Here is a 22,305-nt window from a genome sequence, read left to right as displayed (position 1 = left end):
GGATCAGGTTTGAAGCATGCCTTCATTAAAAGACCTTCGTAACCGTATCGCCTCGGTCAAGGCGACGCAGAAGATCACCAAGGCGATGCAGATGGTCGCCGCGGCGAAGCTGCGCCGTGCACAGGAGGCTGCGGAAGCGGCGCGGCCCTATTCGGAGCGCATGGGTTCCGTGCTGGCCAACATCACCCAGGCGATCGGGGGCGGTGGCGATGCCCCGGCGCTGATGACCGGCACCGGCAAGGACGACGTGCACCTGCTCGTCGTCTGCACCGCCGAGCGCGGCCTGTGCGGCGGCTTCAATTCGCAGATCGCCCGCCTTGCCCGCGACCACATCCGCAAGCTCCTGGCCGACGGCAAGCAGGTCAAGATCATCTGCGTCGGCAAGAAGGGTTTCGATATCCTGCGCCGCGACTATGCCTCGATGATCCTCGACCGGATCGACCTGCGCGAGGTCAAGACGCTCGGCTTCGTCAACGCCGATGCGATCGCCAAGAAGGTCATCCACCTCTTCAACGAGGGCGGCTTCGATATCTGCACGCTGTTCTATTCGCAGTTCAAGTCGGTGATCAGCCAAGTCCCAACCGCGCAGCAAATCATTCCGGCCGCCGAGCCCCCGGCCGCGGCCGAGTCCACGGATGGCGGCAACGCCGTCTACGAGTACGAGCCGGAGCCGGGCGAGATCCTGTCGGACCTTATCCCGCGCAACATCGCGGTGCAGATATTCCGCGCGCTGCTTGAAAACGCGGCGGGCGAGATGGGCGCCAAGATGAGCGCCATGGACAATGCCACGCGCAACGCCGGTGAGATGATCAACAAGCTGTCGATCACCTACAACCGCCAGCGCCAGGCGCAGATCACCAAGGAACTGATCGAGATCATTTCGGGCGCCGAGGCGCTCTAGGCACGGTTTCCCGGGGTCAACGACCTCGATCCGACCGCGCGAGAAACAAAGGACGAAAAGGGTAAAGACGATGGCGAAAGCAGCGACCCCCAAGACTGCGGCTCCCAAGGCAGCAGCCCCGGCCAAGGCGGCACCGGCAAAGGCTTCGGCCGCGGCAGCTAAGGCGGCTCCGGCCAAGAAAGCGGCAGCGCCGACCAGGGCCGCCGCGGTAAAGACCCCGGCCGTGGCCAGCAAGGCCACCGGCATCGTCGGCCAGGTCCGGCAGGTCATCGGCGCCGTGGTCGACGTGCAGTTCGGCGATCACCTGCCGCCGATCCTGAATGCGCTCGAGACCACCAATGTCGGCAACCGCCTGGTTCTCGAAGTTGCCCAGCATCTGGGTGAAAACACCGTGCGCTGCATCGCCATGGATTCCACCGAAGGCCTGGTGCGCGGCCAGGAAGTGCGCGACACCGGCGGCCCGATCGCCGTGCCGGTCGGTCCGGGCATGCTCGGCCGCATCATCAACGTCATCGGCGAGCCGGTCGACGAAGCAGGCCCGGTGGACGCGGTCGAGCTGCGTTCGATCCACCAGCCGGCCCCGGCCTATATCGAACAGTCGACGGAAGCACAGATCCTGATCACCGGCATCAAGGTGCTCGACCTGCTCGCGCCCTACGCCAAGGGCGGCAAGATCGGACTGTTCGGCGGCGCCGGCGTCGGCAAGACCGTGCTGATCCAGGAACTGATCAACAACATCGCCAAGGCGCATGGCGGCTATTCGGTGTTCGCCGGCGTCGGCGAGCGCACCCGCGAGGGCAACGACCTCTATCACGAGTTCATCGAATCCGGCGTCAACAAGAAGGGCGGCGGCGAAGGCTCCAAGGCGGCGCTGGTCTATGGCCAGATGAACGAGCCGCCGGGCGCGCGTGCCCGCGTCGGCCTGACCGGCCTGACGGTCGCCGAATATTTCCGCGACCAGGGCCAGGACGTGCTGTTCTTCGTCGACAACATCTTCCGCTTCACGCAGGCTGGTTCGGAAGTGTCGGCGCTGCTCGGCCGTATCCCGTCGGCCGTGGGCTACCAGCCCACGCTCGCCACGGACATGGGCGCCCTGCAGGAACGCATCACCACCACCACCAAGGGCTCGATCACCTCGGTGCAGGCCATCTACGTGCCGGCCGACGACTTGACCGACCCGGCGCCGGCGACCTCGTTCGCCCACCTCGACGCGACGACGACGCTCAACCGCTCGATCGCCGAAAAGGGCATCTATCCGGCCGTCGATCCGCTGGACTCGACCTCGCGCATGCTCGACCCGCTGGTGGTCGGCGAAGAGCATTATGCTGTCGCGCGCCAGGTGCAGTCGATCCTCCAGCGCTACAAGTCGCTGCAGGACATCATCGCCATCCTGGGCATGGACGAACTGTCGGAAGAGGACAAGCAGACTGTGGCTCGCGCCCGCAAGATCGAGCGTTTCCTGTCGCAGCCCTTCTTCGTCGCCGAAGTGTTCACCGGCGCGCCGGGCAAGCTGGTCGACCTCGCCGACACCATCAAGGGCTTCAAGGGCCTCTGCAACGGCGACTACGACCACCTGCCGGAAGCCGCTTTCTACATGGTCGGCGGCATCGAGGAAGCGGTCGAGAAGGCACAGCGTCTCGCGGCTGAAGCGGCTTAATCAAGGGAATAGGGAGCAGTCAGTAGTCAGTAGTGAATGGCAGGCAGGTGACCGGGGCAGTTGCCCTTTCTCCTTACCTCCCTACTCACTATTCCCTACTCGCTAAATCGACATGGCAGAAGCTTTCAAGTTCGAACTGGTCTCGCCGGAGCGCCTGCTGGTTTCCGCAGAGGTCGAGGCCGTCGTCATTCCGGGTGCCGAGGGCGAGATGACCGTGATGGCGCATCACGCACCGGTCATGACCACCATCAAGCCGGGCGTCGTCACGGTGAAGGCCGCATCAGGCGGTGAAGAGCGTTACGTCGTCTTCGGCGGGTTCGCCGACATCGTTCCGGCCGGCTGCACGCTGCTGGCGGAGTCGGCTGTCGCGGTGAAGGATGTCGACCGCGCGGATCTCGCGCGCCGCATCCAGGAAGCCAGGGAAGACGCCGCCGACGCCAAGGACGACCAGTCCCGCACCAAGGCCGAACAATTCCTCAGCCAGCTCACCACGCTGGAAGGCGCGATCCTGCCGGCTTGAGGCTGGCACCAATAGTCGACTGAAAAGCGAGGCCTTGCCTCGCTTTTTTGTTTTTAAATGCCCAATGCCGCGAAGGCCTGAGCCGGTCCGCCACGGCGCAACTGCTCGAGATGGACGGCCGCAAGGTCCATCAATCCTGGCCGCTCAGGCGCCCCGGTCGCGAAGCCGGCGAGATCGAACACTGAAGCGACGGTTTCGGCAGCGGGCAGATTCCGGTCAATGATCGCCGTCATCGGCATGTCGAGCGGATCGGTGAAATGGCCGTCGGGCAGGAATTTGCCGCGCGCTTCGCAGGCGGCGATCCAGGCGGCGACCGCCAGCATGAGATGCCTTGGTGGGGCGCCTGAATGGAGGCGCTCGATCGCGGAGGCAATGATGCGCTGCGGCAGTTTCTGGCTGCCGTCATTGGCGATCTGTGCGGTGCGGTGGGCAAGTGCTGTGTTGGAGAAACGCTGGGCAAGCTCTGCCGTATAGCTCGCCGTGTCCAGGCCGGCATCGGTGGGCAGCGTCGGGATTGCCTCGGCCCAGAGCGCATCGACAAAGCGCCTGATCGCCGGATCGGCGAAGGCGCGGTCGACGGTGGCGTGTCCGCTGAGCAGGCCGAGATAGGCGATGGCCGAATGCGCTCCATTGAGCAGCCTCAGCTTCATGTCCTCGAAGGGCCTGACATCCCCGACCATGGTGACGCCGAACTTTTCCCAGGCCGGGCGGCTTGCCGGAAAATTGTCTTCGACCACCCACTGACAGAACGGCTCGGTCATGACCGGCCAGGCGTCCTCGACGCCGAGCTCGAGAGCGATCCGCTCCCGGTCGGCATCGGTCGTGGCCGGCACAATGCGGTCCACCATGCTGGAGGGAAACGCGACCTCGTCGGCGATATGGCCCTTAAGCCTGGTCGCGCCTTTCTCCCCGAGGCTGGCATCGCGCAGCGTGGCGAATTCCACCAGCAGCCTGTGCAAGGTCGCGCCGTTGGCAGGCAGGTTGTCGCAGCAGAGCACCGTGAAGGGCTGCAAGCCGGCCGCGCGACGGCGTGCAAGCGCCTCGGCCAGAAAACCGTGCGCGGTCTTCGGCAGATGCGGGTTCGCCAGATCGTGGACGATGTCCGGGTGGGCAGCGTCGAGCCCGCCGCCGGCGGCCCGCAGATAGGCTTTCTCGGTGATGGTCAGCGTCACGATGCGGGTGCGCGGATCAGTCAACGCGGCCAGCACCGCGGCGGGATCTTCCGGCGCCACCAGCATCGCGCCGATGGAGCCGATGACATGAAGCCTTTCCTCGCCACCGCTGCGGATCGCCAGCGTGTAGAGCCCGTCCTGCGGCGCCAGCGCATCGCGCGTGTCGGCACTGCGCAGCGACACGCCGACGATGCCCCAATCCGTCTCTCCAGCACTCAGGCAATCGTCGACATAGGCTGCCTGGTGGGCGCGATGAAAGGCGCCGACCCCCAGATGCACGATGCCTTGCGTGACCGATGCGCGATCAAAACGCGGCAGGGCGATCCTCGCCGGCAAGGTCGCGATCGTATCCTTCGAAAGACGCCTGTTCATTGCTGTGCGAAGTCCCCGATTGGCTTTGGGAGCCGCCCCATAAGGTCGGCGAAGGAGAAACGGCAGCGGCGTAACATTCACTGCCGTCCGGCACAATGGCCGGTTCCCGCTCCAAAGTCATCATACAACAATCCATTTTTTGTATGTTGACATTATTTCCTCGCGACCCTACCGATAGCGCCTCTTGGGAGGACCACCGTGGCACTGACTGATGCGGATTTGCTGCTCAGCACCGACGCGCGTCCACGCTCGCTCGCCCGCACCGGATGCTGACCGAATGGCCAGGATGAGCAGGGATGACAGGCTGGTGATGCGCCGGCTCTGAGCCGGCGCCTTGATTTTAAAAAAGGGAGGAAGTCATGTTGCATTTTTCGAAATTGACCGCGGCCACATTCGCGTTCGGCTCGCTGCTGATCGGCATCGCCAACGCGCAAACAGTGCTGCGGTCGGCCGACACGCACCCCGACGGCTATCCGACGGTCGAGGCGGTGAAATACATGGGCGAGTTGATCAAGCAGCGCACCGATGGCCGCTATTCGGTCGAGGTCTATCATTCGGCGCAGCTCGGCGAGGAGAAGGACACGATCGAGCAGACCCAGACCGGCGTCATCGACCTCAACCGTGTCTCGATGGGGCCGTTCAACGGCATCGTGCCGGAAACCGCGGTGCCGTCGCTGCCCTACATATTCCGCTCGGTCGAACATATGCGCCATGTCATGGACGGGCCGATCGGCGACGACATACTGAAAGCCTTCGAGGCACATGACCTGGTCGGTCTGGCCTTCTACGATTCCGGCGCGCGCTCCTTCTACAACACCAAGAAGGACATCGCCTCGATCGCCGACCTGAAGGGCATGAAATTCCGCGTCATCCAGTCGGACGTGTTCGTCGACATGGTCAACGCACTGGGCGCCAACGCCACGCCAATGGCTTATGGCGAAGTCTATTCGGCACTTGAGACCGGCGTCATCGACGGCGCGGAAAACAACTGGCCGAGCTTCGAATCCGCCAAGCACTATGAGGTCGCCAAGCACTACACGCTCGACCAGCACCAGATCGTTCCGGAGGTGCTGGTGATGGCGAAGGCGAGCTGGGACAAGCTCTCGCCGGAAGACCAGACGGTCGTGCGCCAGGCGGCCAAGGATAGTGTCGTCAAGATGCGCGAACTGTGGGACGCGCAGGAGAAGAAATCCCGCGACATCGTCGAAAAGGCAGGCGTCAAGGTCAGCGAGATCGACAAGCAGCCGCTGATCGACGCGATGAAGCCGGTCTACGACAAATACCTGTCGACGCCCGAGCTGAAGGACCTCGCCGCCCGCGTCCAGGCGACCAAGTGAAGTTGGCCGCGGGGCGGACAATGCATGCCGTCCCGCGCCTTCGTGACCGGCCGGCGATCGGGAGGATCAGATGACGACAATGACAAGCAGCGCGGCGCCGCCACGGTTCAGCGTCGTGCTTTCGAGGATCTGCGACGGGGCGCTCTACCTGGCTGGCATCGGGCTGGTCGCCATGACCGCGCTCGTCGCCTATCAGGTCTTCTTCCGCTTCGTGCTCAATTCGTCGCCGAGCTGGACCGAAACCAGCGCCATCATGCTGATGAACTGGTTCATCTTCCTCGGCGCCGCCGTCGGGGTGCGGGAGAACTACCATATGGGGTTCGACGTGCTGCTTTATATCCTGCCGAAAGGCAGCAAGGGAGCGTTGCGCACGCTGTCCGACCTGATCGTGCTCGGCTTCGGATTCGGCATGGTCTGGTACGGCTGCAAACTTGTCGGCCTGACCTGGCACACCATCATCCCGGCGCTCGAGCTGCCGGGTGGCTTCGACTATCTGCCGCTGGTCGCCGGCGGGGTGCTGATCTGCCTGTTTTCGGCCGAGCGCATCGCGCTGCGCTGGTCGGGCGTCGATATCGACAAGGACATCAATCTCGAGGACGTGCCGGAGATGCCGGCGGTGCAGGAGGCCTAGATGGAGCTCTGGATCCTGTTCGGCGTCTTCACGCTGCTGATGTTCGGCGGCACGCCGATCGCGTTCTGCCTCGGTGCGGCATCCTTCGCCACCGTGCTCTATCTCGGCCTGCCGCCCCTGGTGGTGTTCCAGCAGATGAAATCGGGCATGAGCGCGTTCTCCCTGATGGCGATCCCATTCTTCATCTATGCCGGCGATCTGATGGTGCGCGGCGGCATAGCGCAGCGCATCGTTTCCTTTGCCGGCTCCCTGGTCGGCCATGTCCGGGGCGGCCTCGGCCAGGTCAACATCATCGCCGGCACGCTGTTCGGCGGCATTTCCGGCTCTGCCGTGGCCGAGGCCGCGGCCGTCGGCGGGCTGATGATCCCGCAGATGAAGGCACGCGGCTACGGCGCCGACTATGCCGTCAACGTCACCTCGATGGCGGCGCTGATCGCGCTGCTTCTGCCGCCATCGCAGAACATGATCATCTATTCGATCGCCGGGGGCGGCAAGATCTCGATCGCCGACCTGTTCACCGCCGGCATACTACCGGGCCTTTTGTTCGCCGCCTCGCTGATGGTCACCGCCTATTTCGTCGCCCGCAGCCGCGGCTACCCGGTCGAGGCCTTCCCCGGTTTTTCGCGCGTCGGGCAGCTGGCGCTCATCGCTATTCCCGGACTGCTCCTGATCGGCATCATTTTCGGCGGCGTCCGCTCCGGAATCTTCACAGCGACGGAGAGTTCGTGCATCGCCATTCTCTACGCCTTGCTTGTTACCGTCCTCGTTTACCGCTCGATGGGCTGGAGCGATTTCGTCCACGCCACCAAGGGCGCCGTGCGCACCACTTCGATGGTGCTCTTGATCATCGGCACGGCGGCTTCTTTCAGCTGGCTGATGGCCTATCTCAAAGTGCCGGTGCTGCTGATCGCCGGCATGAATGCGATCTCCACCGATCCGCTGGTCGTGCTGCTGCTGCTCAATGTCCTGATGCTGGTGCTCGGCACCTTCATGGACATGGGGCCGATGATCATCATCTGCACGCCGATCTTCCTGCCGCTGGTCACGCATTATGGCGTGGATCCCGTGCATTTCGGCGTCATCACCATCCTCAATCTCGGCATCGGGCTGAACACGCCGCCAGTCGGCACGGTGCAGTTCGTCGCCTGCGCCGTCGGCAAGATCACGGTCTGGGAAGCGATGCGCTCGATCTGGCCGTTCTATGGCGCCGGTATCGTGGTTCTCGGGCTGGTGACATATATTCCGGCCATCTCGCTCTGGTTGCCGAGCGTGTTCAAATAGAGGACGACATGGCATTGGATAGCGCAACCGACCTCAGGGTCGAGAGAAAACCCAAACTGTCGGAGACCGTCGTCGCGGCAATCCGCAGGCAGCTTCAGGCCGGCGAGATCCTGCCCGGCCACAAACTGCCGACCGAGGGCCAGTTGACCGAAACCTTCGGCGTCAGCCGCACCGTGATCCGCGAAGCCCTGGCCAAGCTCGCCGCCGACGGCCTGGTCGAGCCGCGGCAGGGCGCCGGCGTCTTCGTCACGGAGCACATCTCGACGATGTTCGGGGCGCTCGCGGCCGATATGGGCAGCAAGGATTCGATCGCGCTCAACGTGCTCGAAGTGCGGCTCGCCATCGAGATCGAATCGGCCGGGCTTGCCGCCATCCGCCGCAACGCGGCCCAGGAGGCGGCGATCCAGGAAGCCTTCTTCGACTTCGAACGGCTGCTGCTCGCCAGCGAGCCGACCGGTCCGGCCGACCTCGCCTTCCATCGCGCCATCGCCAGCGCCACCAACAATCCTTTCTATGTCGAGATGCTCGACGTGCTCGGCCGGCGCGCCATTCCGTGCGACGTGACCTCGCCCTGGTCGACCGAGCTTGTGCAGTCCGACAGCTATCAGCGCGGGCTGCAGCGTGAGCACCTGGTGATCCTGAACGCGATCACATCGGGCGACGCCGAAGCCGCGCGCGAGGCGATGCGCACGCATCTCTCGGCCAGCCAGCAGCGCTATCGCGAGCGCCTGCACGCGCGGCAGGTCTATTATTCCGACTCGGTCAAGGCGGCCGGCGGCGAATGACCCTTCTCAAGTCAGGACAGCAATGAGCCAGAATCATACCGACTATACATCGCGCTTTGCCATCGACCCCGCCGCCGCCGCGGCCATGGGAACCGACGAGTTGCGCCACAATTTCCACATCGAGGACCTGTTCCAGCCCGGCCGCGTCGGCCTGACCTACACACATTACGACCGCATGATCGTCGGCGGCGCGATGCCGGCCGGCGCGCCGCTTCGGCTGGAGGCAATCAAGCCGACCGGAACGAAAGGCTTTCTCGATCGCCGCGAGTTGATCGCCGTCAATATCGGCGGCGCCGGCACGATCGAAGCCGGCGGCCAGATCCACGAGCTGCAGGCGCGCGACATGCTCTATCTCGGCATGGGCACGCAGGACGTGTCGTTCGCCTCAGTCGACAAGGCGGCGCCGGCGAAATTCTATCTGCTCAGCGCGCCGGCGCATCAAACCTTTCCCAGCCGGCTGATCCGCATCGGTGACGCCAGGCGTCTCGATCTCGGCAGTAAGGAGGCCTGCAACGAACGCTCGATCTTCCAGTTCATCCATGCCGACGGGGCCAAGACCTGCCAACTCGTCGTCGGCATGACACAACTTGCGCCGGGCTCCATCTGGAACACCATGCCATGCCATGTGCACGACCGGCGCATGGAGGCCTATCTCTATTTCGACCTGCCGGAGGCGGCGCGCGTCTTCCACTTCATGGGCGAGCCGGACGAGACCCGCCACATCGTCATGCGCAACGAGGAGGCCGTGCTATCGCCGGGCTGGTCGATCCATTCGGGTGCCGGCACGTCGAACTACGCCTTCATCTGGGCGATGGCCGGCGACAATGTCGACTACACCGATGTCGATCCGGTGGCGATGGAAGAGCTGCGGTGAGCGATCTCTCCGCCTTCAGCCTGGCTGGCAAACGCATCCTCGTCACCGGCGCCAACACCGGCATCGGCCAGGGCATCGCCGTCGCGATCGCGCGCGCCGGCGGCACGGTCGTCGGTGTCGGCCGTTCCTCGATGGATGAGACGGCCGCAAGGATCGCTGCGGCGGGCGGGCGGTTCGAGGCGGTCGTAGCCGACCTTGCCGACACATCCGCCGCAGGTCCGATGCTGGAGCGCGTGTGGGACGAAAGCGGGCCGCTCGACGGGCTGGTCAACAATGCCGGCATCATCCGGCGCGCCGATGCCGTCGACCTCTCGGAAGCCGATTGGGACGAGGTGCTCGACCTCAACCTGAAGACGGCGTTTCTGCTGTGCCAGTCCTTCGCCAGGCGCGTTCTTGCCGGCGCTCGGCGCGGCAAGATCGTCAACATCGCCTCGGTGCTGAGTTTCCAGGGCGGCATCCGCGTCGCGTCCTACACCGCCTCGAAACATGGCGTGCTTGGCATCACCCGGCTGCTTGCCTGCGAATGGGCGGAAAAAGGCATCAACGTCAACGGCATCGCGCCGGGCTATGTCGAAACCAACAACACACAGGCGCTGCGTGCCGATCCCGACCGCAGCGCCTCGATCCTGGCGCGCATTCCGGCCGGCCGCTGGGGCCGGCCGGAAGACATTGGCGATGCGGCGGCCTTCCTGCTGGCGCCGGCGTCGGACTATATGCATGGCGCGGTGGTGCCGGTGGACGGCGGCTGGCTGGCGCGGTGAGGATTTGTCTCGACGAGGAATATTGGGATGAGCGAAACGAAAATCTTCTCGCAGGCCGGCGCAGGCGCCTGGACGGCGACGCCCGACGGCAACAGGCGGCGCGTTCTCCTGCACACGGATGAACTGATGATGGTCGAGTTCGCTTTCGACAAGGGCGGCGTCGGCGCCCTGCATTCGCATCCGCATGTGCAGGCAAGCTACGTCGCCGAAGGCCGTTTCGAAGTGACCATCGACGGCCGGACCGAAATCCTCGAGACAGGCGGCAGCTTCATCGTGCCGTCCGGCCTGGTGCATGGCGTCAAGGCGCTCGAAGCCGGCCGGCTGGTCGACAGCTTTACGCCGCACCGCGCCGATTTCCTCGCCTGAGGGCCGGCCATGCGATGAGCGACAGGCGCTCATTTTGAAGCGCTGTTTCCAAATGAAAAACCCGCGCCTCCGGAGAGGCGCGGGTCTGTTGCCTGGGCGCTTGCGCGCCGCGGTACTCGAAACGTGGCCGCAGGAGATGGAGCCTGCCGCATCATGGTGAAGATAGGCTTAACGCGCGGACGCCATGTGATCGCGCCGCCACGTGATCGCGTCGCCCGCGGCGGGCGGTGCACGGCGTTCAAGTTATCTGCCTGAGCAGGCCGAAAAGCCGTTCGAAGGTCTTGCCATAGGGCGGACGCAGAAGGCTTCCCGCGCTCAAGCGCGACTGCAGGAAAACCGGCTTCTCCTTGCTGAAGGTACGAAAGCCCCATTCCCCGTGATAGGCGCCCATGCCGCTGGCGCCGACGCCGCCAAAGGGCTGGTTCTCCTGCACCAGATGCAGCATGCAATCGTTGATGGTGACGCCGCCGGCGACGGTCTCGTGCAGGATGCGTTGCCGGTTACCGCCGTCTCGCCCGAACCAGTAGAGCGCCAGCGGCCGGTCGGCCCGGTTGACGTGAGCGATGGCGTCGTCGATTCCGGCATATTCGAGGATCGGCAGCACCGGCCCGAAAATCTCCTCGCGCCTCAGCCGCAGGTTGGGATCGGGCTTGACTACCAATGTCGGCGGCAGCTTGCGGCTATCCGCGCCGAACGCCTCGCCGGCCGGGTTGATTTCGGTGACATCGGCGCCGGCGGCGCGGGCCTCCGCGATCATGGCCCGCAGGCGCTGATAATGCCGGTCGCTGACGATGGCGGTATAGTCCGGATTGTCGCGCAGGCTGGGGTAGAGCTTCGCCATAGCCGCCGCGAGTTTCTCTGCCACGATGCCTGACTGTCCCTTGGGCACCAGCAGGTAGTCCGGCGCGATGCAGGTTTGCCCGGCATTGAGGAGCTTGCCATAGGCGACGCTGGCCGCCGCGGCATCGAGGTCGCATGAAGGGTCGAAGATCGCCGGCGACTTGCCGCCGAGTTCCAGCGTAACCGGGGTCAGGTTGGCCGCGGCGGCCAGTGCGACCTGGCGGCCGACGGCCGTCGAACCGGTGAACAGCAGGTGATCGAAAGGCATCGACACGAAAGCCTTGCCGACCTCCGCATCGCCGGTGATGACGCCGAGTTCGTCCGGTGCGAAATGCTCGGCGGCCAGGCGCGCCAGCAGCGCTGAAAAGGCGGGCGTCAATTCGGAGGGTTTGACCAGCACGCGATTGCCGGCGGCGAGCGCCGCGGTGACCGGCGCGACGGCGAGCTGGAAAGGATAATTCCAGGGCGATACGATGCCGACAACCCCGAGCGGCTGCGCGACGAGCCGGTTCCTGCCCGGCAGGAACGGCAAGGTGGTGGCGACGCGGCGTTCCCGCATCCAGCCTTTCAGGTGGGACAGTGCGTGGCGGATGCCGGCCCGCACCACGAACAGTTCGGCAAGGCGGGTCTCATGAGCCGAGCGGCCGCCGAAGTCGGTATCGATTGCCGCGCAGATGTCGGCCTCATGCTTTTCCGTGAGCGCCAGCAGCCGGGCGAGGCGATCCTTGCGGACATCGAGGCCCGGAAAGGGCTGCGCCTCGAATGCGGCGCGCTGCTGCTTGAAGCGCTCGCCGAGAGCGTCCTGTCTGGTCTGCAGCATCGCTCCCTCCCTGATCGCGCCCGGGCAAGCTTACATCGCAGCGCCTGAGGGAATCCAGCAGGGGTGCTGATGTCCCTAGGGAAGGCGCGAATTGGAGCCGGTGGACATGCCACCCCGCGCATCCGCGGATAGCGTTCCGGCGATCTTCGCTTTAAGAACGTAGCCTCAGCCAAACCGGGGACTATTGCGAGATGCCAATATCGACGGCGAGCGTTCCGCCGGATGCACCAGACCCCAAGCAACGCGTGTTGAAGGACGTGTTCGGCTTCGACGATTTTCGTCCCGGCCAGGCCGAAATCATGGACGCGTTGCTGGGCGGACGCCATGTGCTGGCCGTCATGCCGACGGGTGCGGGCAAATCGCTCTGCTACCAGGTTCCGGCGCTGGTCCTGGGCGGCCTCACCATCGTCGTCTCGCCGCTGGTGGCGCTGATGCAGGATCAGGTCGCGGCGTTGCGCCTTGCCGGCGTGGCGGCCGATACGATCAACTCCTCGATCGAGCGCGAGGCCAATGTCGCGGCATGGCGCCGTGTCGCCTCCGGCCAGACGCGCCTGCTCTACCTCGCGCCGGAGCGGCTGATGACGGAGCGGATGCTCGACGCGCTGGCCAGGCTCGACGTCAGCCTGATCGCCATCGACGAGGCGCATTGCATCTCGCAATGGGGGCCGGCGTTCCGGCGCGAATATGAGGATCTGTCGCGGCTGCGCTCGATTTTCCCGCAAGTGCCGATCATCGCGCTGACGGCGACGGCGGACGAGGCTACCCGCACCGATATCGAAGCGCGTCTGTTTGCCGGGCGCGCCGAAACCGTGGTGCTGGGTTTCGACCGGCCGAACATCAAGCTTGCTCTCGAGGCCAAGCAGGACAGCAAGCGCCAGTTGCTGCGCTTCGTCGAGCGTCACCCGGGCAAAAGCGGCATCGTCTACTGCCTGTCGCGCAAAAAGACCGAGGAGATGGCGGCCTTCCTCGAGAAGAACGGCATCACCGCGCTCGCCTATCACGCCGGGATGAGCAAGGAGGCGCGTGAGGCGAACCAAAACGCTTTCATGACGCTCTCCGGCGTCGTCATGGTGGCGACCATCGCCTTCGGCATGGGCATCGACAAGCCCGACGTCGCCTACGTCTTCCACACGGACCTGCCGGGCAGCCTCGAAGCCTATTATCAGGAGATCGGCCGCGCCGGCCGCGACGGGCGAGCGGCCGAGGCGCATATGCTCTACGGGCTCGGCGATATCCGCATGCGGCGCCTGTTCATCGATGACGAAGAGTCATCACCTGAACACAAGAGGCGCGGGCATCGCCGGCTCGATACGTTGATCGGCTATTGCGAGGCGGTACAGTGCCGCCGCCAGATCCTGCTCGGCTATTTCGGCGAACAGGCAGCGCCCTGCGGCAATTGCGACAACTGCCTCGACCAGGCGCCGCGTGCCGATGGCGGAGCGGAAGCGCGAATCATCCTGACGGCGGTCGCGCAGACCGGCGAGCGCTTCGGCGCCGCCCATGTCATCGACATACTGCTCGGCCACGAGACGGAGAAAGTACTGGCGAGAGGCCATCAAACGCTGACCAGTTTCCGGGCCGGCGCGGCGCACAGGAAAACGGTCTGGCTGTCGCTTATCCGGCAACTGGTCGCCGGCGGATTCCTTGTGCCGGATCCGGACGGCCATGGCGGCCTCGCCATTTCCGAAAGCGGCCGCGCTCTCGGGCGCGGCGAGGTTGCGTTCCACTACCGCGTCGAGACGCGGGACCCTCTCGCGCGCGGCAGGAAGCGTTCGGGGGAAAGATCCGCCGCCAGCGCCGAGGGTGTGGATGCATCGCTGCTGGCCTCGCTAAAGGCGCTTCGGCTGCGGCTGGCGAAGGAGCGGCAGGTCCCGGCCTATGTCGTGTTCTCCGACCGCACGCTGATCGACATGGCCGAACGCCGCCCGCGCGACCTCGACGCATTCGCCGAGGTGAATGGCGTGGGAGCGGCGAAGCTTAGGGAATTCGGGGAGATCTTTCTGGGCGCAATCGCGGGACATCATCCGAATTGAGCGGAACCGGTTGGGGCGTCACGCTCAGGCTACAGCGGGCAAACTGTTACCCATGTCTCCGGTATAAACCGTAACCTATATGTCCGGAACGGACCCGAAGCAGGATGGCGGAGAGGGAGGGATTCGAACCCCCGATGGGCTTGCACCCATGCCGCATTTCGAGTGCGGTGCATTCGACCACTCTGCCACCTCTCCGCGGTCATGGTCGGCCGTTGCCGGCGCGGCGCACTAGATAACGGCTGAACGGGCAGGTTACAAGGCCAAATCCGCCGGAAACTCAGCTTGCGTCAGAGGCTGGCCCGGAGCGACGCCGTCCCGACCGCGGTGGACGATGCCAGCCACTTCGCCGGCCAGGAATCCGGCCTCGACTTCGAACTCGGGTTAACGAGGCGTGGGGACGCCAGTCTGGCAGCGCCGGCGACCTCCCAATAGGAATTTTTTCTTAACGGGGTGAAGGCAGCTATGGTAGATATCTGGTTATGGTGCTGAGTTGCGCCAGGGACCCGCCGCACAGGCGGGTTTTTCCGTTCAAGGCTCCATCACCAGCGCGCCGTCGAAAGATCCGAAGGAACCCGTTAGCCCGGATTCGTTGCCCTGAGAATCTGGCCGTTTGCCTTGACTCGCAACAAACCTTCGGTTAGGGACAGCGCGCAATCGGCGTGGAGGGTTCTTCCGCGCCGCTTGTTTTTTGAACCCGCAGACTGACAAAAAGACGGCCGAACCGCCACAGGCGGTTCATCGAGGCCGACCGAACAGCGAAAGGCAAAAAATGTTCGCAGTCATCAAAACGGGCGGCAAGCAGTATCGCGTCGCCGCCAACGATCTCCTGAAGATCGAAAAAGTCGAAGCCAATGTCGGCGATATCGTCGAGATCGGCCACGTGCTCGCGCATGGCGAGGGCGAGAATGTCACGTTCGGCGCGCCGTTCGTCGACGGCGCGGTTGTCACCGCCGAAGTCGTCGAGCAGGGCAAGAACCGCACGGTCATCGCCTTCAAGAAGCGCCGCCGCCAGAATTCGCGCCGCAAGATCGGCCATCGCCAGTTGCTGACCACGGTCAGGATCTCCGAGATCCTGCTGGGTGGCGCCAAGCCGGCCAAGAAGGCCGCTGCCAAGGCGGAAGCCAAGGCCGAGGTAGCCGCCGACGCGGCGCCGAAGGAAGCCAAGGCCAAGAAGGACGCCCCGAAGGAAGAGGCAAAGGCCGAGACCGCGGCAGCGCCGCTGTTCAAGGCGCCGAAGGGCGAGCCGGACGATCTGACCGTGATCAAGGGCATCGGCCCGGTCGCCGCCAAGGATCTCAACGAACAGGGCATCATCACCTTCGCGCAGCTCGCCAAGCTGACCGAGAAGGATGTGGCCAAGATCGACGAGAACATGCCGTTCAGCGCCGACCAGATCAAGGACTGGCGCGAGCAGGCCAAGGAACTGGCGAAGAAGTAAGGCGAACCGGCGCGAAACGTCGCCGGATCGGACTTGAAACGGAACGCGAACGCGTTCATAAGACCATTCAAGCGCCCCTGGGCGCATCGGAGTTAGTTAGATGGCACACAAGAAAGCTGGCGGCTCGTCGCGCAACGGTCGCGACTCGCATTCCAAGCGTCTGGGCGTGAAGAAGTTCGGCGGCGAAGCCGTCATCCCGGGCAACATCATCATTCGTCAACGCGGCACCACCTGGCATCCCGGCGTCAATGTCGGCATGGGTACCGACCATACGCTTTTCGCGCTCGAAGCCGGCGCCGTGACGTTCAACAAAAAAGCCAACGGCCGAACCTACGTATCGGTCAACCCGATTACCAAAGCAGCGGAGTAGCCGGTTCCGCACCACAACACCGGCAGCCCATCTCGGGAACCGGTGTCTGGAAGCCAGAAGGTTTGGCAAAGCCAGGAAAAGGATCAAGGGAGATGGGTTTCCATCTCCCTTTTTTCTTGTGCCTGGAGGACTTTGACATGGTTGCCGAAGCGGAAGACTCAGAAGACGAAAGTTATGCGATCGATTGCCCGGTGCTGGTCACCGAGCGGCTGGTGATGCGGGCTCCGTGCGAAAGCGACATCGCGCAACTGGTCGAGCTCGCCGACAACCGTCATATCGCCGAGATGCTGGCGCGCATGCCGCATCCCTATGGCGAGGCCGAGGCACGCGCTTTCCTGGCCATGACCAAGTCGCGCCGCGCCGGCATCGCCTATGCGCTGACGCTGGCCGGCACCGAAACCTTCGTCGGCTGCGCCGGATTGAACACCACCGACCGCGGACTGGAGCTCGGCTACTGGATCGGAGAACCCTACTGGAAGCGCGGCTTCGCCACCGAGGCGTCGCACGCCCTGGTCGATCTCGCGTTCCAGCGGACAAACATCCAGGTGCTGCATGCCTCGACGCGGGTCATCAATCCGGCCTCGCGCCGGGTGATCCACAAATGCGGCTTCCAGTATGCCGGCCAGGGCATGCTGAACTCGATCGTCGCCGGCCAGGTGCCGGTCGAGCGCTACAGGCTGGACAGGAAGACGTGGACCAGCCTGCGAAACTGGGTGCATTTTTGATGTGTGCCGATATTCAGCTGAGGCCGGCCTGCGAAGGGCGGCTTCACGTGCTTGAAGTACGCTCCGCTCCGGTTCTCGGAAGCCACCATTCTCGGCGCGGCCTGACCTGAAGCTCAACACATATCGGGTACGGCCAGATCGAGAACTGGGCTCAGCCCAGTTCGGCCCATACCGGCAGATGGTCCGAGCCAACAGCCTTTCGGTCGACCCACAGGCGCTTCAGCGACCGGGCAAGCGAGGCGCTGGTGAAGATATAGTCGATGCGCTTGTGGCGGTCGGTATTGCCGGGGTTCTTGGGGTCGACCCAGCTGACGAGATCGTCGCCGGCGACATTGAGACGCAGGGCGGCATCGACGGCGAAGTCGGCGGTCAGCGGCATGCCGAATTCGTGGTCCGGCCGGCCGGCGAGTTCGACATATTCGGGCGATCCGGCCAGCATGTTGAAGTCGCCCATGCCGACGAAGGCCTCGGGGTGCGGCAGTTCCGGCAGGCCGATCTCGGCGACGCCGGACAGCGCGCCGCCTTCAAGCGCATAGTTCAACAGGCGCCGGCGCAGGAACTGGATCTGGCTGGCGCGTTCGAGCGGGCTGCGGTGATCGAGATGGATGGAATAGAAGCGGATGAAACCAAGCGGCGTCTCGATCAGCGCCTCCAGCGCGCCGCGCTGGAAGTTCATCATCTCGAAGCTGCGGCTGCGCGGCAGGAGCAGGTTGCGCGACAGATGAATGGGCGTCTTCGACAACACCATGTTGCCGAGCTGGAAGGTGGCGGTGATGGCGCGGCCGTTCTCGATGCGCGAGCCGATATTGGCCTCGAAATTGCTGCCATAGACGGCGAAATAGTCGGGCAGCGCTTCGCCGATCTCGGCGACCATGTCGCGTCCGCCGTTCCGGGGATTGTTGCGGGTGACCTCCTGCAGCGCGATCACGTCGGCACCGCGCACGGCATCGGCGATACGCCCGACATCGTACTGCCCATCGAGGCCGATGCCGTACTGGATGTTGTAGGTTACAAGCTTCATGCCGACATCTCCGGCCAACCCACGCGGCCACTGTCACAAAACGGCCTCGCCCTTCGCCGCGCCTTGGTTTAGAGCAAGGCGCAAGGTTTAGAGCAATGCCGCAAGGCCAATAAAGAAACTGCTGTCCGATGAAATTTCTCGATCAAGCCAAGGTTTATGTCCGCTCCGGCGACGGGGGCGCGGGTTCCGTGTCGTTCCGGCGCGAAAAATTCATCGAGTTCGGCGGACCGGACGGCGGCGATGGCGGCCGCGGCGGCGATGTCTGGCTGGAAGCGGTCGACGGGCTGAACACGCTGATCGACTACCGCTACCAGCAGCATTTCAAGGCCAAGACCGGCACTCACGGCATGGGCCGCAACATGACCGGCGCCAAGGGCGCCGACGTCACACTGAAAGTGCCGGCTGGGACGCAGGTGTTCGAAGAGGACAACGAGACGCTGATCTGCGACCTCACCGTGGTCGGCCAGCGCTTCCTGCTGGCCAAGGGCGGCAATGGCGGTTTCGGCAACCAGCATTTCAAGACCTCGACCAATCAGGCGCCGCGCCGCGCCAATCCGGGTCAGCCGGGCGAGGAGCTCAACATCTGGCTCAGGCTGAAACTGATCGCCGATGCCGGGCTGGTCGGGCTGCCCAATGCCGGCAAGTCGACCTTTCTCGCCGCCGTCACCGCCGCCAAGCCGAAGATCGCCGACTATCCCTTCACCACGCTGCATCCCGGCCTGGGGGTGGCACGCATCGATGCGCGCGAATTCGTCATCGCCGACATTCCCGGCCTCATCGAAGGCGCGCATGAGGGCGTCGGCATCGGCGATCGCTTCCTTGGCCATGTCGAGCGCACGCGCGTGCTGCTGCACCTGGTGTCGGCGCAGGAGGAGAACCCCGGCAAGGCCTACAAGACCGTGCGCGCCGAACTCGAAGCCTATGGCCATGGCCTGACCGGCAAGGTTGAGATATTGGCCCTTTCGCAGGTCGACACGCTGGATGCGGATGAGCGCAAGAAGAAGGTCGCGTCGCTGAAGCGCGCCGCCGGCCGCGCGCCGATGCTTCTGTCGGCGGTCACCGGCGAAGGGGTCGAAGCGGTGCTGCGCGCGCTCATGGCGGTGGTGGCCGAAGCGCGCGACGCGATCGCGGCGCCGGTCGACACGCGCTGGGAAAAATAGCATGACCGTGCAGTCGCTGAAGAAATACCGGCGCATCACCGTCAAGATCGGTTCGGCGCTTCTGGTCGACCGCACCGCCGGGCTGAAGCGCGACTGGCTGGCCTCGCTGGCCGACGACATCGCCGTGCTGGCTCAAGGCGGCGCGGAAATCCTGGTCGTGTCGTCGGGCGCCATCGCGCTTGGCCGTACCATTCTTGACCTCGGAAAAAGGGCGCTGAAGCTCGAGGAGAGCCAGGCGGCGGCCGCCGTCGGCCAGATCGCGCTGGCCGGCGCGTGGTCGGACGCGCTTGGCAAGGGTGGGTTGAAATCGGGCCAGATCCTGCTCACGCTTGGCGACACCGAGGAGCGCCGCCGCTACCTCAACGCCCGGGCGACGATCTCGACGCTCTTGAAGATGAAGGCGGTGCCGGTCATCAACGAGAACGACACCGTGGCGACCTCCGAGATCCGCTATGGCGACAATGACCGGCTGGCCGCGCGGGTGGCGACGATGATGGGCGCCGACCTTTTGGTTCTGCTCTCGGATATCGACGGTCTCTACACCGCGCCGCCGGCGCGTGACCCGGAGGCCAAATTCGTCGCGGTGGTCGATCGCATCACGCCTGAGATCGAAGCGATGGCGGGCGCCGCGGCTTCCGAACTGTCGCGCGGCGGCATGCGCACGAAGCTCGACGCCGGCAAGATCGCCACCGCGGCCGGCACCGCCATGGTCATTACCGCCGGCACGCGGCTTTCGCCGCTGATGGCGATCGAGCGCGGCGAGCGCGCCACCTTCTTCCGGCCGAGCGCCAACCCGGTGAAAGGCTACAAGAGCTGGATCGCCGGCCAGCTCGAACCGGCGGGAAGGCTCACCGTCGATGCCGGCGCCGTCGGGGCGCTGACATCGGGCAAGTCGCTGCTGCCGGCCGGTGTCAAGCTGGTCAGCGGCAATTTCTCGCGCGGCGATACGGTGGCGATCCTGTCGCCCGAGGGTCGCGAGATCGCTCGCGGGCTGGTTGCCTATGATGCCGCGGATGCCGTAAGGATCGCAGGCCTGAAGACAACCGAAATCGAGACCGTGCTCGGCTACGAGGCGCGTTCGGCGATGATCCACCGCGACGACCTTGTGGTCAGCCTCGCGGGCGACCAAGTAACGAGCGGAGGATGAGCCATGCTGAAGCTGCATGAAAAATCCCAGAACGATACAGTGGCGACGATGGCCGACCTCGGCCGCCGTGCCCGCGCCGCCGCACGACCGCTGGCCATCGCCACGACAGCCGCCAAGAACGCGGCACTTGCCGCCATGGCGGAGGCGATCACCGCCCGCGAGCGAGCCATACTCGACGCCAATGCCATCGACATCGCGAACGGGCATGAAGCCGGTCTGTCGGCGTCCTCCATGGACCGGCTGAAGCTCAATCCAGCCCGCATCCGCGCCATGGCCGAAGGCATTCGCGAAATTGCCGAACTCGGCGATCCCGTCGGCGACGTGATCGCCAGTTGGGAGCGGCCGAACGGCCTCAGGATCGAACGCGTGCGCACGCCGCTCGGCGTCATCGGCGTCATCTATGAGAGCCGGCCGAACGTCACGGCGGATGCCGGCGCGCTCTGCCTCAAGGCCGGCAACCCGGTGATCCTGCGCGGCGGCTCGGATTCGCTGAACTCGTCGTCGGTGATCCACGCCTGTCTGGTCGACGGCTTGAAGGCAGCCGGCCTGCCGCAGGACGCCATCCAGCTTGTGCCGACCGCCGACCGCGCCGCCGTCGGCGAAATGCTGAAAGGCCTCGGCGGCAATCTCGACGTCATCATCCCGCGCGGCGGCAAGAGCCTGGTCGAGCGGGTGCAGACCGAGGCAAGGGTGCCGGTCTTCGCGCATCTGGAAGGCATCTGCCATCTCTATATCGACCGCTCGGCCAAGCTCGACATGGCGGTCGGCATCGCCGTCAACGCCAAGATGCGGCGCACCGGCGTCTGCGGCGCTGCCGAAACGCTGCTGGTCGACCGTGCGGTTGCCTCCACCCACCTGGTGCCGATCCTCGATGCCTTGCGCGCCGCCGGCTGCGAGATCCATGCCGATGCCGAGGTGCTGAAGCTGTTCTTCGACGCCAAGCCGGCGACCGATGCCGACTGGCTCACCGAATATCTGGACGCCATCATCGCGGTGAAGCTGGTCGACGGCGTCGATGACGCGATCGAGCATATCGAGACTTTCTCCTCACACCATACCGAGGCGATCGTCGCCGAGGACGCGCAGGCGGTGGAACGGTTCTTCAACGAGATCGACTCGGCGATCCTGTTGCACAACGCCTCAACCCAGTTCGCCGATGGCGGCGAGTTCGGCATGGGCGCCGAGATCGGCATCGCCACCGGCAAGATGCACGCGCGCGGGCCCGTTGGCGTCGAGCAGCTGACCTCGTTCAAATACCGCGTGCGCGGCTCGGGACAGGTGAGGCCTTGACGCTTTTCGTCCAAAGGGCCTGAAGCTTGCGCCCAGCCACCCCCCTCCGTCCTGCCGGACATCTCCCCCGCAAGGGGGGAGATTGGCTGACATTTTTGGTTTCGCCGATCTCCGGCAGGACGGAGGGGGGTGCCTAGCGAATGCTTTCCCTGCCTGAGCAACCTATCCCGTCCAGCTATCTCAAAATGCCGCATGCCGGCAAAGGCCTTGCCATCGGCCTGTTCGGCGGCTCGTTCAATCCGCCGCATGCCGGCCACGCGCTGGTCGCCGAGATCGCGCTCAGGCGTCTGGCGCTCGATCAGTTGTGGTGGATGGTCACCCCGGGCAATCCGCTGAAGAACACGCACGAGCTGGCGCCGCTGGCCGAACGGCTGCGCCTGTCCGAACGGATCGCCAAGAACCCGAAAATCAAGGTCACCGCCTTCGAAGCGGCGCATCATGTGCGCTACACCGCCGATGCGCTGGCGCTGGTCAAGGCGCGCAATCCCGGCGTCGACTTCGTCTGGATCATGGGCGCCGACAGCTTGCGCGATTTCCATCGCTGGCAGCGCTGGCGCGAAATCGTCATGACTTTCCCGATCGCGGTCATCGACCGTCCGGGCGCGACGCTGTCGTTCCTGTCGTCGGTCGTGGCCAAGACCTTCGACTATGCCCGCGTCGACGAAGGCGATGCGCCAAGGCTCGCGCGCATGAAGGCGCCCGCGTGGACCTTCATCCACGGGCCGCGCTCGTCGCTGTCGTCGACGGCCATCCGCAAGCAGGCGAAGGGCTGATCGTCACGCACAGCGCCCTTCCTCGCAAGGA

At 64.9% G+C, this 22,305-nt stretch carries 21 protein-coding genes and 1 tRNA gene; 18 read left to right on the top strand and 4 right to left on the bottom strand.

From position 1 onward, the window contains the following. Positions 1–16: 16 nt before the first annotated feature. From LB532_RS01505 to LB532_RS01495, 3 genes are all read left to right on the top strand, one after another. On the top strand, positions 17–901 hold the full coding sequence (locus LB532_RS01505) for a F0F1 ATP synthase subunit gamma (RefSeq protein ID WP_140641180.1): 885 nt from the start codon (positions 17–19) through the stop codon (positions 899–901). A gap of 70 nt (positions 902–971) precedes the next feature. Further along, complete coding sequence (gene atpD, locus LB532_RS01500) at positions 972–2,558, top strand: F0F1 ATP synthase subunit beta (protein WP_181169419.1); 1,587 nt, start codon at positions 972–974, stop codon at positions 2,556–2,558. Between the two features lie 112 nt (positions 2,559–2,670). Beyond that, entirely contained in the window at positions 2,671–3,078 is a 408-nt protein-coding gene (locus tag LB532_RS01495) for a F0F1 ATP synthase subunit epsilon (RefSeq protein ID WP_140641182.1), read from the top strand. A gap of 53 nt (positions 3,079–3,131) precedes the next feature. On the opposite strand, the gene LB532_RS01490 is transcribed toward LB532_RS01495, so the two are convergent. Then, positions 3,132–4,622: a mannitol dehydrogenase family protein gene (locus LB532_RS01490; RefSeq protein WP_140641184.1), complete on the bottom strand. Its 1,491-nt coding sequence runs from the start codon at positions 4,620–4,622 to the stop codon at positions 3,132–3,134. A gap of 359 nt (positions 4,623–4,981) precedes the next feature. Between LB532_RS01490 and LB532_RS01485 the strand changes: the two genes are divergently transcribed. The 7 genes from LB532_RS01485 to LB532_RS01455 all read left to right on the top strand — a co-directional run bounded on the left by LB532_RS01485 (position 4,982) and on the right by LB532_RS01455 (position 10,657). After that, complete coding sequence (locus LB532_RS01485; RefSeq protein WP_140641186.1) at positions 4,982–5,959, top strand: TRAP transporter substrate-binding protein; 978 nt, start codon at positions 4,982–4,984, stop codon at positions 5,957–5,959. Between the two features lie 79 nt (positions 5,960–6,038). Beyond that, complete coding sequence (locus LB532_RS01480) at positions 6,039–6,590, top strand: TRAP transporter small permease (RefSeq protein WP_140550947.1); 552 nt, start codon at positions 6,039–6,041, stop codon at positions 6,588–6,590. Further along, a complete protein-coding gene (locus LB532_RS01475; RefSeq protein ID WP_140560745.1) occupies positions 6,591–7,871 on the top strand; it encodes a TRAP transporter large permease in 1,281 nt (426 codons plus the stop codon). Between the two features lie 8 nt (positions 7,872–7,879). Further along, positions 7,880–8,656, top strand: coding sequence for a FadR/GntR family transcriptional regulator (locus tag LB532_RS01470; RefSeq protein WP_140525004.1), 777 nt, complete (start codon positions 7,880–7,882; stop codon positions 8,654–8,656). Between the two features lie 22 nt (positions 8,657–8,678). Next, a complete protein-coding gene (gene kduI, locus LB532_RS01465; RefSeq protein ID WP_140641188.1) occupies positions 8,679–9,530 on the top strand; it encodes a 5-dehydro-4-deoxy-D-glucuronate isomerase in 852 nt (283 codons plus the stop codon). Continuing rightward, positions 9,527–10,291, top strand: coding sequence for a 2-dehydro-3-deoxy-D-gluconate 5-dehydrogenase KduD (kduD, locus tag LB532_RS01460; protein ID WP_140641190.1), 765 nt, complete (start codon positions 9,527–9,529; stop codon positions 10,289–10,291). Before kduI ends, kduD begins: the two co-directional genes overlap by 4 nt. A gap of 27 nt (positions 10,292–10,318) precedes the next feature. Continuing rightward, the gene (locus tag LB532_RS01455) at positions 10,319–10,657 is read left to right on the top strand and encodes a cupin domain-containing protein (protein ID WP_140525007.1); all 339 of its coding nucleotides are present in this window, start codon (positions 10,319–10,321) and stop codon (positions 10,655–10,657) included. Positions 10,658–10,895: 238 nt separating this feature from the next. Here LB532_RS01455 and LB532_RS01450 read toward each other — a convergent pair whose 3' ends face one another. Then, positions 10,896–12,317 (bottom strand): coniferyl aldehyde dehydrogenase, encoded by a 1,422-nt coding sequence (locus tag LB532_RS01450; RefSeq protein ID WP_140641192.1) that lies wholly within the window; start codon positions 12,315–12,317, stop codon positions 10,896–10,898. Positions 12,318–12,508: 191 nt separating this feature from the next. Between LB532_RS01450 and recQ the strand changes: the two genes are divergently transcribed. After that, positions 12,509–14,350 carry a DNA helicase RecQ gene (recQ, locus tag LB532_RS01445; protein ID WP_140641194.1) on the top strand — a complete coding sequence of 614 codons (1,842 nt, stop codon included), beginning with the start codon at positions 12,509–12,511 and terminating at the stop codon, positions 14,348–14,350. A gap of 105 nt (positions 14,351–14,455) precedes the next feature. On the opposite strand, the gene LB532_RS01440 is transcribed toward recQ, so the two are convergent. Beyond that, positions 14,456–14,545, bottom strand: a tRNA-Ser gene (locus LB532_RS01440). 574 nt (positions 14,546–15,119) lie between these two features. Between LB532_RS01440 and LB532_RS01435 the strand changes: the two genes are divergently transcribed. The 3 genes from LB532_RS01435 (at position 15,120) to LB532_RS01425 (ending at position 16,883) form a co-directional block, all read left to right on the top strand. Continuing rightward, positions 15,120–15,788 carry a 50S ribosomal protein L21 gene (locus LB532_RS01435; RefSeq protein WP_140517511.1) on the top strand — a complete coding sequence of 223 codons (669 nt, stop codon included), beginning with the start codon at positions 15,120–15,122 and terminating at the stop codon, positions 15,786–15,788. 100 nt (positions 15,789–15,888) lie between these two features. Then, positions 15,889–16,158, top strand: coding sequence for a 50S ribosomal protein L27 (gene rpmA, locus LB532_RS01430; RefSeq protein ID WP_140493012.1), 270 nt, complete (start codon positions 15,889–15,891; stop codon positions 16,156–16,158). Positions 16,159–16,295: 137 nt separating this feature from the next. Next, entirely contained in the window at positions 16,296–16,883 is a 588-nt protein-coding gene (locus tag LB532_RS01425) for a GNAT family N-acetyltransferase (RefSeq protein WP_181169420.1), read from the top strand. A 151-nt stretch (positions 16,884–17,034) separates the two neighbouring features. On the opposite strand, the gene LB532_RS01420 is transcribed toward LB532_RS01425, so the two are convergent. Then, complete coding sequence (locus LB532_RS01420; RefSeq protein ID WP_140641218.1) at positions 17,035–17,904, bottom strand: endonuclease/exonuclease/phosphatase family protein; 870 nt, start codon at positions 17,902–17,904, stop codon at positions 17,035–17,037. A 128-nt stretch (positions 17,905–18,032) separates the two neighbouring features. Between LB532_RS01420 and obgE the strand changes: the two genes are divergently transcribed. The 4 genes from obgE to LB532_RS01400 all read left to right on the top strand — a co-directional run bounded on the left by obgE (position 18,033) and on the right by LB532_RS01400 (position 22,274). Beyond that, the gene (gene obgE / locus LB532_RS01415) at positions 18,033–19,064 is read left to right on the top strand and encodes a GTPase ObgE (protein ID WP_140641220.1); all 1,032 of its coding nucleotides are present in this window, start codon (positions 18,033–18,035) and stop codon (positions 19,062–19,064) included. Positions 19,065–19,071: 7 nt separating this feature from the next. After that, positions 19,072–20,211 carry a glutamate 5-kinase gene (gene proB, locus LB532_RS01410; protein ID WP_140641452.1) on the top strand — a complete coding sequence of 380 codons (1,140 nt, stop codon included), beginning with the start codon at positions 19,072–19,074 and terminating at the stop codon, positions 20,209–20,211. A gap of 3 nt (positions 20,212–20,214) precedes the next feature. Then, on the top strand, positions 20,215–21,501 hold the full coding sequence (locus tag LB532_RS01405; protein WP_140641222.1) for a glutamate-5-semialdehyde dehydrogenase: 1,287 nt from the start codon (positions 20,215–20,217) through the stop codon (positions 21,499–21,501). A gap of 185 nt (positions 21,502–21,686) precedes the next feature. Next, positions 21,687–22,274: a nicotinate-nucleotide adenylyltransferase gene (locus tag LB532_RS01400; protein ID WP_140641454.1), complete on the top strand. Its 588-nt coding sequence runs from the start codon at positions 21,687–21,689 to the stop codon at positions 22,272–22,274. Positions 22,275–22,305: the final 31 nt, after the last annotated feature.

The sequence above is a fragment of the Mesorhizobium sp. ESP-6-2 genome, assembly GCF_020164675.1.
Lineage (GTDB): Bacteria > Pseudomonadota > Alphaproteobacteria > Rhizobiales > Rhizobiaceae > Mesorhizobium.
Note: the sequence above shows the minus strand (reverse complement) of the source record. Positions and strands in the feature narration are given on the sequence as shown.

Excerpts from the sequence above, each read along its gene's own strand:
- atpD (WP_181169419.1), top strand. The coding sequence starts at position 972 with ATGGCGAAAGCAGCGACCCCCAAGACTGCGGCTCCCAAGGCAGCAGCC.
- LB532_RS01480 (WP_140550947.1), top strand. The coding sequence starts at position 6,039 with ATGACAAGCAGCGCGGCGCCGCCACGGTTCAGCGTCGTGCTTTCGAGG.
- LB532_RS01505 (WP_140641180.1), top strand. The coding sequence starts at position 17 with ATGCCTTCATTAAAAGACCTTCGTAACCGTATCGCCTCGGTCAAGGCG.
- LB532_RS01495 (WP_140641182.1), top strand. The coding sequence starts at position 2,671 with ATGGCAGAAGCTTTCAAGTTCGAACTGGTCTCGCCGGAGCGCCTGCTG.
- LB532_RS01425 (WP_181169420.1), top strand. The coding sequence starts at position 16,296 with ATGGTTGCCGAAGCGGAAGACTCAGAAGACGAAAGTTATGCGATCGAT.
- LB532_RS01485 (WP_140641186.1), top strand. The coding sequence starts at position 4,982 with ATGTTGCATTTTTCGAAATTGACCGCGGCCACATTCGCGTTCGGCTCG.
- LB532_RS01435 (WP_140517511.1), top strand. The coding sequence starts at position 15,120 with ATGTTCGCAGTCATCAAAACGGGCGGCAAGCAGTATCGCGTCGCCGCC.
- LB532_RS01455 (WP_140525007.1), top strand. The coding sequence starts at position 10,319 with ATGAGCGAAACGAAAATCTTCTCGCAGGCCGGCGCAGGCGCCTGGACG.
- kduI (WP_140641188.1), top strand. The coding sequence starts at position 8,679 with ATGAGCCAGAATCATACCGACTATACATCGCGCTTTGCCATCGACCCC.
- LB532_RS01405 (WP_140641222.1), top strand. The coding sequence starts at position 20,215 with ATGCTGAAGCTGCATGAAAAATCCCAGAACGATACAGTGGCGACGATG.
- LB532_RS01490 (WP_140641184.1), bottom strand. The coding sequence starts at position 4,622 with ATGAACAGGCGTCTTTCGAAGGATACGATCGCGACCTTGCCGGCGAGG.
- recQ (WP_140641194.1), top strand. The coding sequence starts at position 12,509 with ATGCCAATATCGACGGCGAGCGTTCCGCCGGATGCACCAGACCCCAAG.
- LB532_RS01400 (WP_140641454.1), top strand. The coding sequence starts at position 21,687 with ATGCCGCATGCCGGCAAAGGCCTTGCCATCGGCCTGTTCGGCGGCTCG.
- LB532_RS01450 (WP_140641192.1), bottom strand. The coding sequence starts at position 12,317 with ATGCTGCAGACCAGACAGGACGCTCTCGGCGAGCGCTTCAAGCAGCAG.
- rpmA (WP_140493012.1), top strand. The coding sequence starts at position 15,889 with ATGGCACACAAGAAAGCTGGCGGCTCGTCGCGCAACGGTCGCGACTCG.
- LB532_RS01475 (WP_140560745.1), top strand. The coding sequence starts at position 6,591 with ATGGAGCTCTGGATCCTGTTCGGCGTCTTCACGCTGCTGATGTTCGGC.
- LB532_RS01420 (WP_140641218.1), bottom strand. The coding sequence starts at position 17,904 with ATGAAGCTTGTAACCTACAACATCCAGTACGGCATCGGCCTCGATGGG.
- LB532_RS01470 (WP_140525004.1), top strand. The coding sequence starts at position 7,880 with ATGGCATTGGATAGCGCAACCGACCTCAGGGTCGAGAGAAAACCCAAA.
- obgE (WP_140641220.1), top strand. The coding sequence starts at position 18,033 with ATGAAATTTCTCGATCAAGCCAAGGTTTATGTCCGCTCCGGCGACGGG.